Consider the following 14,720-nt stretch of genomic DNA (forward strand, 5'->3'; position numbering starts at 1 on the left):
AAATGAGATAGCCAGCATTATCGGTCAAATCGGCGCGGCTGCGGGGTTTGCGTAGGGACAAGCGTCAGCTGGCGGCAGCGCGGTGGCACTTGCAACAGACCTCCAAAAGGTATAACCTGAACTTCCATACGGAGGTTATCATGACAGAGAAGGCCCATACCGGTAGTAGCGCTCCCCGCGCCCCACGCACCGTGCCCCTTGATCCCGCCGACCAGCCCAAGCCCGCCAGTTTCGCCGAACTGATGCAGCTGTCGGGCGGCAGCGATGCGGTCGATGCGATACGCATCGGTTTCCCCGCTGGCATGATCAAGGATGCCGGCATCTATTTCGACGTTCCGGCCCAGCGTATTCGCAGCATTGCACGCTTGCCGGAAACCACAGCCCACACCTTGGTCAAGCGTGGCGCGTTGATGGATGCAGCTGCCTCGGAGCGGATGTGGCGGCTGGCGGACCTGATGAGCCTGGCACAAGAAGTATTCGACGACGAAGAGGCCGCCAAAGCCTGGCTGCGCACGCCCAACCTGACGTTCCACGATACGGCGCCCATGGACTATCTCGATACCGAGCCCGGCGCCATCGCGGTCCGCCAGGTGCTCAACGCCATCGCCACTGGCGGTGCGCTATGAGACTCTGGCGCATTGCTCACCGCAAATACGCGCTCGACAGGCACTGTTCAGGCGCGGCCATGTATGGCGGGCGCTGGAATCCGATCGGCCTGCCGGCGCTGTATTGCGGCGGCACCATCGCCGTCACCTCGCTCGAAAAGCTGGTGCACCTGGGAACAACGCCCTGCCCACCGCTGGTGCTGGTGGCGGTGGACCTGCCCGATGCCAGCGCGGTGTACGCGCCCGACACCGAGGTGTTGCCAGACGGGTGGGATGCACTGCCGCTGTCGACCACCGCGCAATCGTTCGGCGGCGACTGGCTACGTCGCGGCGACACCCTGACCATGAAAATTCCATCGGTGATCGTGCCCGAAGAAGCCAACTTCGTCATCAATCCCCTGCACCCGGACTACCCGCAGGTGCAACTGACGGCATTGCGGCCATTTTCATTCGACCGGCGCCTGGCAAAGTAGCGCCTGGCCGGCCGCCTGGCGCAGCGGTGCAGGGCCGGAACATCCACCTGACATCGCTCTTGACAATGGGCGAGTGCTGGCACAACAATCACCACGCCTATCCGGGGTCGGCCCGCCTTGGCCTTGCCGAAGGCGAATGGGATCCGGGATGGTGGGCACTGCGCGGCATGCAGTGTGCCGGCCTGGCGTGGGATTTCAGGCTGCCGGCCGATTTGCCGGCGCGGCCCGAGTTGCGCGAAATTGGCGCGCCGACCACGGCTGCCGATGCGGCAGCAACCCTGTCCCCGGCGCTTGCGCCGAAAGGAACCTAAACTGACGGCGCGACGGTGCCACGACCTGGAGCGCACCATCTTCGCCCTGCCCCTGCTCACCCACCGCCTGCGCTGGTACGCAACCACCACTGCACGTCTGCTGCTGCGGCGCTGGCAGGCGGCCGTGCTGTTCTTTGGCTTGAGCGCGGCCTTGGGCAGTTCGCTGCTCAGCAATATCGCCACTCTGGCCTATCCCCTGCTCTCCTTGCTCTCGCCGCACCATGACGTGCTCCAGCGCAGCCTGCACCTGGCGGCACTGCTGGCGTTCGCGGGCCTGTGGGCAGGCATGCAGCGCGCGCAGATCGAGGGCGGGCCGTTCATGGCGTTCCTGAAATCGCTGCCGTTCACGGCGCGCCAGTTGCGCCATGTCGATGTGCTGGTGCTGGTACTGGCCAACGGACCGTTGCTGCTGCTGGCGCTCGGCGCGATGGCGGTCACCATCGACCACCATCGCCCGCTCGCGCACACCCTGCTGCTGGGCGATGTGCTGGTGCTGGCCCTGGTCGTGCAGGTGGCCGTGCTGGAGCAGCGGCTGGCCAGCCTGCAAGCGCTGGTGCTGGTGGCGGCGTGCATGCTGCTCGCCGCCAGTTTAGGCACGCGCGCCGCACTCGCCATTGAGCTACTGGTCGGCGCCTGCGCGTTGGTGGTGCTGTGGCGTGGTCCCCCGCCGGCAGTCCCAACCGCGCGCAAGAGGATACAGGTGCCGCGCATCGGTCGCACCAGCAGCGGCGCCGGTGCAGTCGCGCACTTCGCTCCTTTGCACCTGTCACTGGCGCTGCTCTGGCGCGAACGCCGCAACGAGTTGACCGGCAAGACGTTGACGGCGATGGCCATCGCGGCAGGCGCCTGGAGCCTGGCCCGCATATTCGATGGCGACGCGCGCAGCTTCCCCACCATCGTGATTGCGCAAGGCGTGGTGGTACTGATCATGAGCGGCATGCTGCGCTTCCTGCACCTCACGCATGTCGATAGCGCCAGCTATTTCGGCGCGCTGCCGCTGGCGCCGCGCTGGTGGCGGCCGTTCGACCTGGCGGTGGTGGCCGCGTGCTGCCTGCCGTTGCTGGCGGTGCTGTCCATCGCTGCCTGGGACATGGGCGCGACCACGCCGTGGCATGCGGCAGCATCGGTCGCCTCTTATCTCCTGCTGCTGGCGGCGTTGTCGGTGCCGCACCTGGTGACCGACCGCCACGCCGTGGTGATCGGCACCGTCGTGACCGGCCTGTGGATCGCGGCCACTTTCGTTTGCCTGACTTGAGGAATTGCCATGCTGCGTGTTGAACAAGTGTGTAAATCGTATGGCGCGCGACAGGTGCTGCGCGCGATCAGCCTGACCTGCGAGCCCGGCGCCTACATGCTGCGCGGTCCCAATGGCGTGGGCAAATCGACGCTGCTGCGGGTGCTGGCCGGCGTCACGCCACCGGACAGCGGCGCGGTGTGGATAGACGGCGATGCACTGCACCAGGAACCGATCGAGGCCAAGCTGCGGCTCGCGTACGCGCCCGACGAATGCCCGATCTACCCGTTCATCACCGGTAGCGAATTGCTGGCGTTCGTCGCCCAGGCCAAGCGCTGCACGCTCACGCCGAAGGTGCATGCGGTGGTCGAACGCTTCGGCCTGGATCGCCACGTGGGCACGCGCTGCGGCGACATGTCGCTCGGTACGCAAAAGAAACTGATGCTGGCGGCGGCGTGGATCGGCGAGCCGTCCGTGCCGGGCATGTTAATGTCGAGGAAAATGACGCGTGAGTAGGTGTCCCATATTGCGGTCCTGCTGTAAGCGGCTGTGTAACTGATAGTCCAGGAAGCGGTAACGCAGGGCTGACGCTGGCGGAGTAGATCCGTGAAGATTTCCATAAAGGCATCATAGCACCCAGGCACGATCGGGCGCCCGCTTACTTCTTACAGAACACGCCACGTATCGCTCACATGCCTGATCGTGCGCCATCCGCGTGGTCCCACCGCCTGCTTCAGCCGACCAGCGTCACCACGGTTTTGCCCAGCGTGGCCCCGGTGCGCTGGCGCTCGATCGCCGCCGGCAGATCGTCGAAGCGCACTACCGCAGCTACTTTCGATTGCAAGCGCCCGTGCACAACGTCGTCGGCAATCGCCTGCAGGCGCGCGGTGGCGGGCGTGTTCTGGAACCACAGGCCGCGCCGCCCGGCAGGCGTGCTGGCCACGATGTCGGGCGTGGCGGCGCTGACGATGGCGCCATGCCCGGCCAGCACCGCCCACGAGCGCGCCACCACGTCGCCGCCCGCGTAGTCGAGCACCAGGTCGATGTCGCGTGCTTCGTCTTCGAAGCGCTGCCGGTCGTACGCTATCACGTGGTCGGCGCCCAGGCTGCGCACGTAGTCCACGTGGCTGCTGCGCGCGGTGGCATAGATCACGGCGCCAGCCTGGCGCGCGTACTGCACCGCGAAGCCTCCGAGGCCGCCGGCCGCGCCGTGGATCAATATTCGCTGGCCGGCATGGACCGGGCCGGCCAGGTGCAGGCTGCTCCATGCCGCCACCGCTGCCAGCGGCAGGGCAGCGGCGTCGGTCATGGACATCGAGGGCGGCACCAGCGCCAGGTTGGCCTCTTTGACCGCTACCAGTTCGGCGTAGGCGCCCAGGCCGCCCAGTGGCCCCATCACGCGGTCGCACACGCGCAGCCGGGTCACGTCCGCGCCCACCGCTTCGACCACGCCGGCCAGTTCGACGCCGAGCACCGCCGGCAACTGCAGCTGGAACGCCTGCCGCACGTAGCCCTCGCGCAGCTTCCAGTCCAGCGCATTGAGGCCGGCCGCGTGCACCCGCACCACCACCTGTCCCGGGCCGGGCACCGGCGCGGCTACCGCTGCAAGCTTGAGGGCATGGGCGCCGCCGTATTCAGTCAATACCAATGCTCGATTGCTGTTCATGTGAGACCTCCTTGATTGGGTAAGGCCGAACGATAATGTGTTTCATTTGTCCTGCCAAGCCGCTAAAATCGAGACTCTGCGTATCATTATTGGAACAGCATGGATTACAACGCACTCGGTGATTTTCAGCTGGTGGCCGCGCATGGCGGCTTCGGCAAGGCCAGCCGCGCCAGCGGACGGTCGAAGGCCACGCTGTCGCGGCGGGTGGCGGAGCTGGAAGAGTCGTTGGGCATCCGCCTGATCGAACGTGGCGCCCGCTCGCTGGAACTGACCGAGGCCGGGCAACTGCTGCGCGGCCGCACCGAGGGGCCGATGCACGAGGTGGCCGAAGCCGTGGCGGCGGCGCGCGACAGCGTGGCCACGCCGCGCGGCAGCTTGCGGGTGGCCGCGCCGCTGCTGTTTTCGCAGGTGGCGCTGGGCGGTATTGCCGCGCGCTTCCTGGCCCGCTACCCCGAGGTGCAGATCGACGCCGTGGCCGAGGACCGGCTGGTGAATATCGTCGACGAACACTTCGACGTCTCGATCCGCATCAACCCGCCCAAGGAGAGCGCGCTGGTGGGCCGCTGCTTTGCCAGGGACAGGATGGTGCTGGCCGCCGCACCTTCAGTGGCCAGGCCAGCGACCGGTGCTCCGGTGCCGGCCGTGGTCACGCCAGGCTACCGCGACGGCGATACCTGGACGGTCGCCGACGGTTACGCCGTCGCGCCGCGGCCGGTGTTGCGGGTGTCGTCGCTGCTGATGGTGCGCGATGCGATCGCCGCCGGCGCCGGCGCGGCACTGGTGCCGCGCTCGATCGTGGGTGAGCTGCTGGACTCGGGCGCGCTGGTGTCGTGGGGCATGGCCGACGAGGAAGTGGAACTGTGGGTGCTGCACACGTCGCGCCGGTTGCAAAGCCCCAAGGTGCGCGCCTTCGTGGACTTCATGTGCGCGCAATATCCTGGGGGCGAGTTCCATGCTCCGCTTCCAGCCGCTGCTTGATGAATTCGATGAAGCGCTGGGTCTTGGCCGGCAGCAGCCGCGTCTCGGTAACGGCGTACACCGGAACCGGCTTGCCGTGCCAGGCCGGCAGCACCTGGCGCAGCCGGCCCGCCACCACGTCGTCGGCCACGATGGCCGGCGGCATCAGGATGATGCCCTGGTCGAGCGTGGCCAGGCGCCGTAACATCCCCACGCTGTTGAGCGCATAGCGGCAGCCTACCGCAACTTGTGTCACCTCGTCCCCGCCGTGCAGGTTCCATAGCCCGTCTTTATTCATGTTGAAGCACTGGTGGCCCGCCAGGTCAGCCGGCGTGGCCGGCTCTCCCTCGCGTTCGAGGTACGCGGGCGACGCATAAAAAAATGGCGTCAACGACGCCAAATGGCGCGCCACCAGGTGCGAATCTTCCTGCTCGCCGATGCGGATGGCGACGTCGAACGGCTCCGTCACCAGGTTGATCTGGCGCGGCGTGAGGTCGAAGTCGAACGTGAGGCCCGGGTACAACTGCGCAAATTCGGCGATCAGCGGCGCCATGTAGATCACCGCGAAATCGACCGGCAGCGACGCCCGCAAGGTGCCGGTGGGCTGCGCCAGCATGTCGCCCAGTTGTTCATGCGCCAGCCGCGCCTCGTCCACAATGCGCTTGCAGCGCTCGTAGTACACCTGCCCTGCCTCGGTCAGTTCGACCTTGCGCGTGGTGCGGTGAAGCAGGCGCAGGCCGATGGTCTTTTCCAGCAGGCCGATGCGGCGCGAGATGGTGGAATTGGGCATGTGCAGCGCCTCGGCCGCGCCACGAAAGCCCCTGGCCTTCACCACCTCCACGAAGATCGCCATATCGTTCAAGAACGCCATCATTGCTCCATTTTTGGATCAGTGTATTGCAATAAACCGTATTTATCCCACTGGATAAGCAGTGCATGATAGCGCATCGACTCCCCGAAAGGACCATCATGACCACACTGTTTCAACCTGTCCGCACCGGACGCTATGATCTGACCAACCGCGTGGCCATGGCCCCGATGACGCGCTCGCGCGCCCGGTACGACGGCACGCCCGGCGAACTGGCAGCGCGTTACTACGGCCAGCGCGCCAGCGTGGGCCTGGTGATCACCGAAGGCACGCAGCCGTCCGACGACGGCCAGGGCTATCTGTCCACCCCCGGCATCTACACCGACGCCCATGTCGCCGGCTGGAAGCCGGTGGCAGATGCCGTGCACGCCCAGGGCAGCCGTTTATTCATCCAGCTGATGCATGCTGGCCGCATGTCCCACCCGGACAACACGCCGCACCACCGCACCCCGGTCGCGCCGTCGGCCGTCGCCCCCGGCGCGCCGATGTTTACCGCCACCGGCATGCAGGACATCCCGGTGCCACGCGCCCTGTCCACCGCCGAGGTACAGGCGACCGTGGCCGACTTCCGCCTGGCCGCGCGCCGCGCCATCGACGCTGGCGCCGACGGCGTGGAAATCCACGGCGCCAACGGCTACCTGGTGCACCAGTTCTTCGCACCCAACGCCAACACGCGCAGCGACCAGTACGGCGGCGACATTGCCAACCGCGTACGCTTTGCGCTGGAAGTGGCGGCGGCCGTCGCTGACGAAATCGGCGCCAACCGCACCGCCATCCGCCTCTCGCCCGGCAGCACGGCCGGCGGCATCGCCGAAGGCGCAGAAGGTCCAGCCCTGTACCGCCACCTGGTGACGGCGCTGGACAAACTGGGCCTGGCGTACCTGCACCTGATGGACCAGGGCGACGAAACGCTGCTGCGCGACCTGCGCACTGCCTGGAAAGGCACGCTGGTACTGAACCGCCCCGGCCGGCCGCGCGAGGCGATCGGCACCGACGTTGCCAGCGGCCTGGCCGACGTGGAAGCGTACGGCCAGATGGTGCTCGCCAACCCCGACTTCATCGCCCGCCTGCAGCGGGATGCGCCGATGAACGCGCCGAATCACGCCAATTACTACGGCGGCACCGAGGTCGGTTACACCGACTATCCGACACTGGCCGAACAGGACTGAATCGTCGCCTGAACGCAGGCTCAATGACGGCGCGCCTGTCATGCGCCTGTCACACCGGCTTGCTATCCTGCGCCGATGGACATGGAACCGGAAGCGCCGTCGGCCGAACGCGTGGCATTGGAAAAGGTATTGGCAAGCGCCGAATTCTCCCGCAGCGAGCGGCTGTCCGCGTTTTTGGCCTATGTGTGCGAGGCGGCGCTCACGCAAAAAAATCTGCGCCTGACCGAGCAACACATCGGCATCCACGTCTTCGGCCGGCCCGACAACTACATTCCGGCCGAAGACACCATCGTGCGCACCACGGCGGCGATGCTGAGGAAGCGCCTGGCCAGGTATTACGAAAGCGAAGGCCTGGGCGACCCGGTGCGCATCGCCATTCCACGCGGTTCGTACAGCCCGGTGTTTGTCGCCAATGACGCTGTTGCGCCAGTTGCCGCCTCGCCGGCGCCGTTCGTGCTCGATCCCACCGATATCTCACCCGAGCCGCAGCCGGATATTCAATCATCGCCGACACCGCGCCATTGGCGCAACCTGCTGACCGTCCACAAGTACCGCACCATCTTCGGCGCTTTTACCGCACTGCTGCTGGTGGCGATCGTCGGTGCGTTTGCCGCGCCCGAAAAATCAACCGATCCGGTGGACGCGTTCTGGAAGTCGCTGCTGTTCGCCGGCCACGAAACGCTGTTCATTCCCGCCGACTCGGAACTGGTGATGCACCAGCGGGCCACCGGGCGCCAGATTTCGCTCGACGACTACATCGCCAAGCGCTTCGATGCGTCGGCCAACAACGCCCACGGTCCCGCGCCGCCGACCTTCCACTGGCGCCGCTACACGGGCGTGATCTCGGTCACGCTGGCGGTGGAACTGGGCAAGCTGGCGGCCAACGCGCCGCACGGCCTGCGGGTGCGCTACGCGCGCGACCTGCAACTCAATGATCTCAAGCAGTCCAACGCGGTACTGGTGGGCACGGCCGACGCCAACCCGTGGGTATCGCTGTTTCGCGACCGCCTCAATTACCACATCGATCTCGACGTCCCCAACGACAGAATCCTGGTGCGCAACGACGCCCCGGCCGCCGGAGAGCGCGCGCTGATCGAATTTGCCGGCACCGAGCGCGAAAAGCACGGCTTCGCGGTGCTGGCCTACATCCCCAACCTGAGCGGCAACGGCCACGTGCTGATGATCGGCGGTACCTCGTCGGTCGGCACCGAGGCCGGCATGGATTTCCTGCTCGACCGCGAGCGTTTGCGCGCTGTCTTGACCAGGGCAATGCGGCCCGATGGCAGCGTGCGGCCGTTCGAAATCCTGCTGCAATGCGCACTGCGCGCATCGGGCACCACCGACGTCCAGGTGATCGGCGTGCGCATCAAATAACCGTATTTTTCACCGTTAAAACTGACTGTTAAAGGCCTCCGGGGCCGGTTCAGCGTTGCTACCATTTTCTCCGATCTTCATCGACCGGAAAGCAACCGGATCTACTCGAACCAGCCCCCATGGAGCAGTCATAATGCGTATCAAACACCGTCTCGCCCCCCTTCCCCTGCTGCCGCTCGCGGCGGCGGTAATGCTCACCCTGCCCGCTTACGCCCAGGAGGCGGAAGGCGATGTGCAGCAGGTCGTTGTCAGCGGTCTGCGCGCGGCAGAACACGCCACTGTGCAAACCAAGAAGGCGACGCGCCAGATCGTCGATGCCGTCAGCCAGGACGATATCGGCCAGCTGCCCGACTTCAATATCGTGGAAGCGTCGCGCCGGATCCCCGGCCTGTCGGTGGTGGGCGGCGGCGACGCCACCAAGAACCGCGATATCTACCAGCGCGCCACCATCCGGGGCCTGGACAGCCGTTACAACCTGGTAACCGTCGACGGCGTGCCGATCGCCTCGGCCGACCAGACCTACCGCGGCGCGCGGCTGGAGATGCTGCCGGCGGGGCTGGTGTCGCAAATCCAGGCCATCAAGACCGTCACGGCCGAATACGACCCGCACGCGCTGGGCGGCCAGGTCAACCTGGTGAGCCGCAGCGCCTTTGCCCGCGACCAGGACCGCTTTTTTGTCGCCAACGCTTTCGCGGGACGCAATTCCAGCGCCGGCAAATTCCTGTCCGACCAAAAGAATTCGGGCCGCGCCGACGCCACCGGCGCCGCCATCTTCGGCGACCGCCGCCAGTTCGGCATCGTCGTCTCGGCCGAACTGCAACGGCTGCCGTCGAGCGCCTTCTCGGAACTGCCCGGCGACACCAGCGGCGGCGGCTGGACATACTTTACTGCCAACGGTGCGCGCACCCCGTTCAGCAACCTGTCGGCCACGGGACAGCCGGCGCCGGTGCGCAACCAGGACTTCGCGTTCGACAACCTGCGCGAGCGCGCCAGCCTCAATACCAAACTCGAATACCGCTTCGGCGCGCGCAGCCGCCTGTCCGCCTTTGCCGGCCACTATGCCGACAAGGACACGGAGACGCGCTACGAAACCCTCACCAGCCCCGGCTCGGCGGTGGTGCCCACCGCCACCGGCGGGCGCTACGCGCTGGGCGACGTCCAGCAGGGGTTTACCTATCAGCCGGTCAAGCGCCGCACCAACCTGTTCACGGTGGACGGCCTGTTCGAAGCGGGCGCCAATGCCGACGTGGGCGTGACGGCATCGTCGTCCAGGGCAACGTACCGCGAGTACCGCCAGATGATCAAGTACACCACCAATCCCAGGGCCGGCACCACTATCGCCCAGACCCTGCCCGCGCTGGCATATTCGTACACGATGGCGGGCGGCGCGCCGCGACTCGCCTTCGACAACCCGCAAGCCGCCACCGATCCGGCCAACTACAAGGGCCTGTACTGGCGCGACATCAACCGCGACCTCGATAACGACGTCGATTTCGTGCGCGTCGACTACAAGCACAATTTCAAACCCGGCGATCGCGGCTTCGGCTTCAACCTCGGCGTCAACCTGACGCGGACCACGCAGGCCTGGGACGTGCGCTACCAGGAACTGGTGCCGCGCGACGTGGCCGCCCAGCAGACCATCGGTACACTGGCCAGTGTGCTGATACCAGCGAGTTTCCCCACTTATGAAACCCCGCAGGCGGGCTACCTGCTGCCCGACCGCCAGCGCTCGGCACAGCTGACCAGTACCTACGCTTCATCGTTCATCGCCACCAACCAGCTGGCCAACAACTTCGCCGACGATTACCGCGATACCGAAAAAGTGAAAGCCTTCTATGCCCAGGGTATTTACCAGAGCGAGCGCTGGATGCTGCTGGCCGGCGTGCGCGAGGACCGCACCGACGTCAAGGTGGACGGCTACCAGGCCCCGACTGCGGCCGGCAGCACCGCCTACACGCCATCGAGCCGCAGCGGCGACTACCGCTTCCTGCTGCCATCCATGCTGGCCACGTACCAGCTGGACGCCAACATGCGCGTCAAGGGTGGCGTGAGTAAAACCATCGGCCGTCCCGACTTCGCACAGTACGCGGCACGCAAGACTTTTTCGGTCGGCACCGACGGCAGCCTGACCGTCAACCAGGGCAACCCGGCACTGGCGCCGCGCGAAGCCTGGAACTATGACGTGGCCTACGAATGGTATCTGCCGCGTGGCGGCATCGTTTCGGCAGCGGCGTTTTACAAGGACATCCGCAACGAGATTTTCACCACCAGCGCTGTCGGTCCCGCCACCGATCACCAGGGCCGAACCTACTCGCAGGTGACCATCGCCCAGCCGCTCAATTCCGCCAGGGCGGGCTTGCGCGGCATCGAGCTGCAATACATCGCCGACCGCTTCATGTTCCTGCCGCGCCCACTGCGCGGGCTGGGTTTCTCCACCAATGTCACCTGGCTCAAGGGCTTCTTCAACCAGCCGATGAGCGCAGCGAGCGTGGCCAACGGCGGCCCGGCCACGCGCCGTTCGTCCGGATTGATCCACCAGCCGGACTTTATCGCCAACGCCACGCTGTCGTATGCGGCCGGTCCGCTCGATGTGCGCCTGTCGTACAACCGCATCGGCAAGGCGCTGGAATCGGTGGACCAGGACACGCGCGAGCGCGACCTGGTGGCGATGGCGCGCAACCAGGTCGATGTACAGGCCAGCTACCAGCTCAGCCGCTCGCTGCGCGCCGTGGTGCAAGGCCAGAACCTGACGCGCGCGCCGTTCGTGGTGCGCCAGGGCGCCCACCGCGAACTGCTCAACAATTATTTTCCGGTGGGCCGTACGGTCTTTGTCGGTTTGACGTACGAGGCGGACCTGTGATGGCGCGCATGCATATCGTCTTGCTGGCAGCGCTGACCGGCGCGCTGGTCAGCGCCGCACCGGCGGCAATGGCCGATGACGGCCAGGTTACCGTGGTCCTCAAGTTCGTCAAGCAACCGGGCCACGCCGGCATGGCGCCAGTCACGCTGCTTGCGGACAGTTGCGCCGCCTGCACGGTGCTGGGCGACCCCGCCCTGGCCCGCGACAACCGCCGCGAAACCCTGGTGGCCCTGGCGCTGCCCGCGCGGCGTACGCTGGAGCTGCGCTTTCGCGCCGCGCCCGGCAGCGTCAAGCGCGTGGTGCTCGAAAGCGGCGACCTGCCCTTCATGGTCGATGGCGAAAGGGTCACCGTATCGGTGCCGCCGGTTGCCGGCGACGCCTTCACGGCCGGCGAATTCGCCACCCATATCGTGGAGCCGGGCATGGTGCTGCGCTTCGAGCACGCCGACATCGCCCGCCGCGCCGGCGCCTATGCCAGCGGCGCCTTCCCCGCGTTGCAACGGCACGCGGCCGACAACCTGCAATTCGCCCAGCGCGAAGTAATACGGCGCACCGGCCTGGGCGACTTCGTGGCGCAGGAAAAGCTGGGGACGATCCAGGTGATGGGCTTTGACACCAACTACCCGCACGGCCATACCGACGCGCCGCCGCACATGCATATGCACCTGCGCTGGCCGCTCAATGCCGGCACCCAGATCGGCCACTACTACATCGACGAGCGCGGTCTGCTCACGCACAACGTGGTGGGCGTGAAAAGCATGGATGGCCAGGGCCGCACCTACGGCCGTGGCGAACTGTTTACAACGAGGGATGTACGGGGACGCCCGATCTACCAGCACCGCATCACGCCCGAAGGGTGGCTGGAACTGGGCCGCGCGGGGGCGGCGCCTTGCGTACTCAAACCGGCGCAGGAAAACCGGGGATTCGAGACCGGCGCCACGGTCGCATGCGCGGACCGGGCGCCGGTGACCGTCAGCGTGACCGACGACCTGGCCGCCGGCATCGTGCGGGTGGCGACCGGGCCGGTGGTGGAGACCTTCCGCTACGATACCGATACCGGCAAGCTGCTCTCCAGTGCGGCGGCGCCGCCGCCCAGCGAATCGAACTGGGTGGCGCCGCAGTAGCGGGTTACTTCAGCTGGTAGAAGTGGAACACCGTGGTCTGCGAGTAGTTCTGGCCCGGGTCCAGGCGCGTCGATGGGAACGCCGGCTGGTTCGGCGCGTCGGGATAGCCCTGCGCCTCGAAGCTGATCGACTGGTACTTGGTCAGGCGCTGGCCACCCTTGCCCACGATTTCGCCCTTGAGGAAGTTGCCGGTGTAAACCTGCATGCCCGGTTCGGTCGTGGAGATTTTCAGGCCGCGACCGGACTGGCGGTCTTCCAGCGTGACGGCCGGTTTCGGCGTGGCGGTTTTGCCGCCGCGCAGAACGTAGTTGTGGTCGATGCCGCCGTTGGCCAGCGCCAGCTGCGGGTGCTCGGCGCGGGCGCGCGCGGTAACGTTGGCGGGCGTGCGGAAGTCGAACGGCGTGCCGGCCACCGGCAGCGGCGTACCGGTCGGGATCAGGGTTTTATCGACCGGCAGGATGGCGTCCGACTCGATGGTCAGATCGGCGTCGGTGGCCAGGCGCGAGGCCGGAATGCCCGACAGGTTGATCATGCTGTGGTACGTCAGGTTGACCACGGTCGGCTTGTCGGTGGTGGCGCCGTAGCGGATGGTCAGGTCGTTGTTGTTATTGAGCTCGTAGGTGACGTCGGCGACGACGGTGCCCGGGAAGCCCTGGTCGCCGTCCGGCGACGTGAGGGTGAAGGTAACCGAGGCCTTGTCGGCCGTCTGGTCCACCGATTTCACGACCCAGTTGCGCTTGTCCCAGCCGATGGCGCCGCCGTGCAGGGTGTTCGGCGGCTCGCTCAGCGACAGCGGATAGGATTTGCCATCAAGGGCGAACGTGCCCTTGGCGATGCGGTTGGCGTAGCGGCCGACCGTGACGTTGGTGAAGCCCGGGGTGGTTTCGTAGCCGGCCAGGTTGTCGTAGCCGACCACCAGGTCGGCGGCATTGCCCTGCTTGTCCGGGAAGCGCAGGCTTTGCACGGTGGCGCCGTACGAGATCAGCGTGGCCGACATGCCGGCGGCGTTTTTCAGCGTGACCGCTTCGACCTTGGCGCCGTTCGACAGCGTGCCGAACGTGGCGCGCGAAGCCGAGATGGCGGAGGCCTTGTCGCCCGCTGGCAGCTGGCTGCAGGCCGAGAGGCCGACCAGGGTGGAGAGCAGGATCGTCGTTGCGGGTCTGATGGAAATATTCATGTCGTTGGCAGTCTCTTTAGATATGCAGGCCGTCGGACCAGGTCCGCGACCGCAATTGTTAGATGAACATCCGGCGCTACGCTGGACAGGTGCCATTTGCATCGCGTAAAACGGCGCTGGCGCAAATGGCAACATTTGTATTATCCACCAAAACTCCGAACTACGGTCTCAACCATCCGCGATCAATCAACGGCGCGAGCAAACGGCGGTGCACCACCACGCCCCAGCCGGTGACGGCCGCGCTCAGCGCGGTCAGCAGGTGCAGCCGGAACACGGCCACCAGCACCACGGCCAGCGCCAGGGCGCCCAGCATGTCCAGCGGCCAGTGCACGCCGACAAACACCCGCGACCACGCCACCAGCACGGCCAATGGCAGCAGCACCAGCCCCCAGCGCCGGGCCAACGGCGCCGCGCTGGTGGCCAGCATCAACGCCGTTACCAGCATGATGGTGCCGTGGTTGCTGGGGAAGGAGCTGGTGGGCGCGTGTTCGAGGAAGCACTGGCCGATGCCGGCCGCGAACGGCCGGTCGTGGAACCACAACGCACCGATCGCGCCGCTGACGGTCAGGCCGCACAGCACGGCCAGCGCCGCCTCCACCGCAGCCTGGCGCGCGCCGCGCCGGCCGGTGAGCCACAGCACCACCAGCGCAAGGGGCGCGAGCAGGATTACCCGCTCGGCCGCAAACAGGGCGCCGGCCAGTTGCCAGCCATCGAGGCCGGCATTGGCGTTGATGGCGGCAAACCAGGAGAGGTTCAGTTCGCGCAGGGTGTCGAACAGGCCGGCCGTCATGGCGCGGACACGATCAGGGCGTGGACGAACGGCAGCAGGCTGCCGGCAGTGGCCGCTGCGGCGCACCGGTTGCAAGAATGAGGGAGGATCGCTGGTATCAAGTTTATCGTCA

General features: G+C 66.5%; 13 protein-coding genes and 1 pseudogene. 10 read left to right on the forward strand and 4 right to left on the reverse strand.

Features of this window, described 5'->3' with window-relative positions; genetic code table 11:
- Nucleotides 1–140: 140 nt before the first annotated feature.
- The 5 genes and pseudogenes from ASF04_RS21520 to ASF04_RS21540 form a co-directional block, all read left to right on the forward strand.
- Nucleotides 141–626: an antitoxin Xre/MbcA/ParS toxin-binding domain-containing protein gene (locus ASF04_RS21520; protein WP_082488927.1), complete on the forward strand. Its 486-nt coding sequence runs from the start codon at nucleotides 141–143 to the stop codon at nucleotides 624–626.
- The gene (locus ASF04_RS21525; protein ID WP_082488928.1) at nucleotides 623–1,078 is read left to right on the forward strand and encodes an RES family NAD+ phosphorylase; all 456 of its coding nucleotides are present in this window, start codon (nucleotides 623–625) and stop codon (nucleotides 1,076–1,078) included. Before ASF04_RS21520 ends, ASF04_RS21525 begins: the two co-directional genes overlap by 4 nt.
- A gap of 65 nt (nucleotides 1,079–1,143) precedes the next feature.
- Nucleotides 1,144–1,389 (forward strand): hypothetical protein, encoded by a 246-nt coding sequence (locus ASF04_RS21530; protein ID WP_056146523.1) that lies wholly within the window; start codon nucleotides 1,144–1,146, stop codon nucleotides 1,387–1,389.
- On the forward strand, nucleotides 1,370–2,644 hold the full coding sequence (locus ASF04_RS21535; RefSeq protein ID WP_056146525.1) for a hypothetical protein: 1,275 nt from the start codon (nucleotides 1,370–1,372) through the stop codon (nucleotides 2,642–2,644). Before ASF04_RS21530 ends, ASF04_RS21535 begins: the two co-directional genes overlap by 20 nt.
- A gap of 69 nt (nucleotides 2,645–2,713) precedes the next feature.
- Nucleotides 2,714–3,139, forward strand: a pseudogene (locus ASF04_RS21540) (ATP-binding cassette domain-containing protein); the annotation flags it as partial.
- Nucleotides 3,140–3,356: 217 nt separating this feature from the next.
- On the opposite strand, the gene ASF04_RS21545 reads toward ASF04_RS21540, so the two are convergent.
- Nucleotides 3,357–4,289 (reverse strand): NADP-dependent oxidoreductase, encoded by a 933-nt coding sequence (locus ASF04_RS21545; protein WP_056146527.1) that lies wholly within the window; start codon nucleotides 4,287–4,289, stop codon nucleotides 3,357–3,359.
- Nucleotides 4,290–4,388: 99 nt separating this feature from the next.
- Here ASF04_RS21545 and ASF04_RS21550 point away from each other — a divergent pair, with 99 nt between their 5' ends.
- Nucleotides 4,389–5,267 (forward strand): LysR family transcriptional regulator, encoded by an 879-nt coding sequence (locus ASF04_RS21550; RefSeq protein WP_056146528.1) that lies wholly within the window; start codon nucleotides 4,389–4,391, stop codon nucleotides 5,265–5,267.
- Here ASF04_RS21550 and ASF04_RS21555 read toward each other — a convergent pair.
- A complete protein-coding gene (locus ASF04_RS21555; protein ID WP_304438344.1) occupies nucleotides 5,209–6,117 on the reverse strand; it encodes a LysR family transcriptional regulator in 909 nt (302 codons plus the stop codon). The two genes, ASF04_RS21550 and ASF04_RS21555, sit on opposite strands and share 59 nt — an antisense overlap.
- 98 nt (nucleotides 6,118–6,215) lie before the next feature.
- Between ASF04_RS21555 and ASF04_RS21560 the strand changes: the two genes are divergently transcribed.
- The 4 genes from ASF04_RS21560 to ASF04_RS21575 all read left to right on the forward strand — a co-directional run bounded on the left by ASF04_RS21560 (nucleotide 6,216) and on the right by ASF04_RS21575 (nucleotide 12,641).
- Nucleotides 6,216–7,283 (forward strand): alkene reductase, encoded by a 1,068-nt coding sequence (locus tag ASF04_RS21560; RefSeq protein ID WP_056146532.1) that lies wholly within the window; start codon nucleotides 6,216–6,218, stop codon nucleotides 7,281–7,283.
- 81 nt (nucleotides 7,284–7,364) lie between these two features.
- Entirely contained in the window at nucleotides 7,365–8,657 is a 1,293-nt protein-coding gene (locus tag ASF04_RS21565; protein WP_156368730.1) for a hypothetical protein, read from the forward strand.
- Nucleotides 8,658–8,790: 133 nt separating this feature from the next.
- Nucleotides 8,791–11,517, forward strand: a complete 2,727-nt coding sequence (locus ASF04_RS21570; RefSeq protein ID WP_082488930.1) for a TonB-dependent receptor — start codon at nucleotides 8,791–8,793, stop codon at nucleotides 11,515–11,517.
- Complete coding sequence (locus ASF04_RS21575) at nucleotides 11,517–12,641, forward strand: hypothetical protein (RefSeq protein WP_156368731.1); 1,125 nt, start codon at nucleotides 11,517–11,519, stop codon at nucleotides 12,639–12,641. The genes ASF04_RS21570 and ASF04_RS21575 overlap by 1 nt, the downstream gene beginning before the upstream one ends.
- A 4-nt stretch (nucleotides 12,642–12,645) precedes the next feature.
- On the opposite strand, the gene ASF04_RS21580 is transcribed toward ASF04_RS21575, so the two are convergent.
- Both ASF04_RS21580 and ASF04_RS21585 read right to left on the reverse strand, forming a co-directional pair.
- Nucleotides 12,646–13,818 (reverse strand): aldose epimerase family protein, encoded by a 1,173-nt coding sequence (locus ASF04_RS21580; RefSeq protein ID WP_082488931.1) that lies wholly within the window; start codon nucleotides 13,816–13,818, stop codon nucleotides 12,646–12,648.
- A gap of 160 nt (nucleotides 13,819–13,978) precedes the next feature.
- Nucleotides 13,979–14,608, reverse strand: a complete 630-nt coding sequence (locus tag ASF04_RS21585) for a phosphatase PAP2 family protein (protein ID WP_056146538.1) — start codon at nucleotides 14,606–14,608, stop codon at nucleotides 13,979–13,981.
- Nucleotides 14,609–14,720: the final 112 nt, after the last annotated feature.

Source organism: Duganella sp. Leaf61 (assembly GCF_001421905.1).
Taxonomy (GTDB): Bacteria; Pseudomonadota; Gammaproteobacteria; order Burkholderiales; family Burkholderiaceae_D; genus Rugamonas; species Rugamonas zoogloeoides.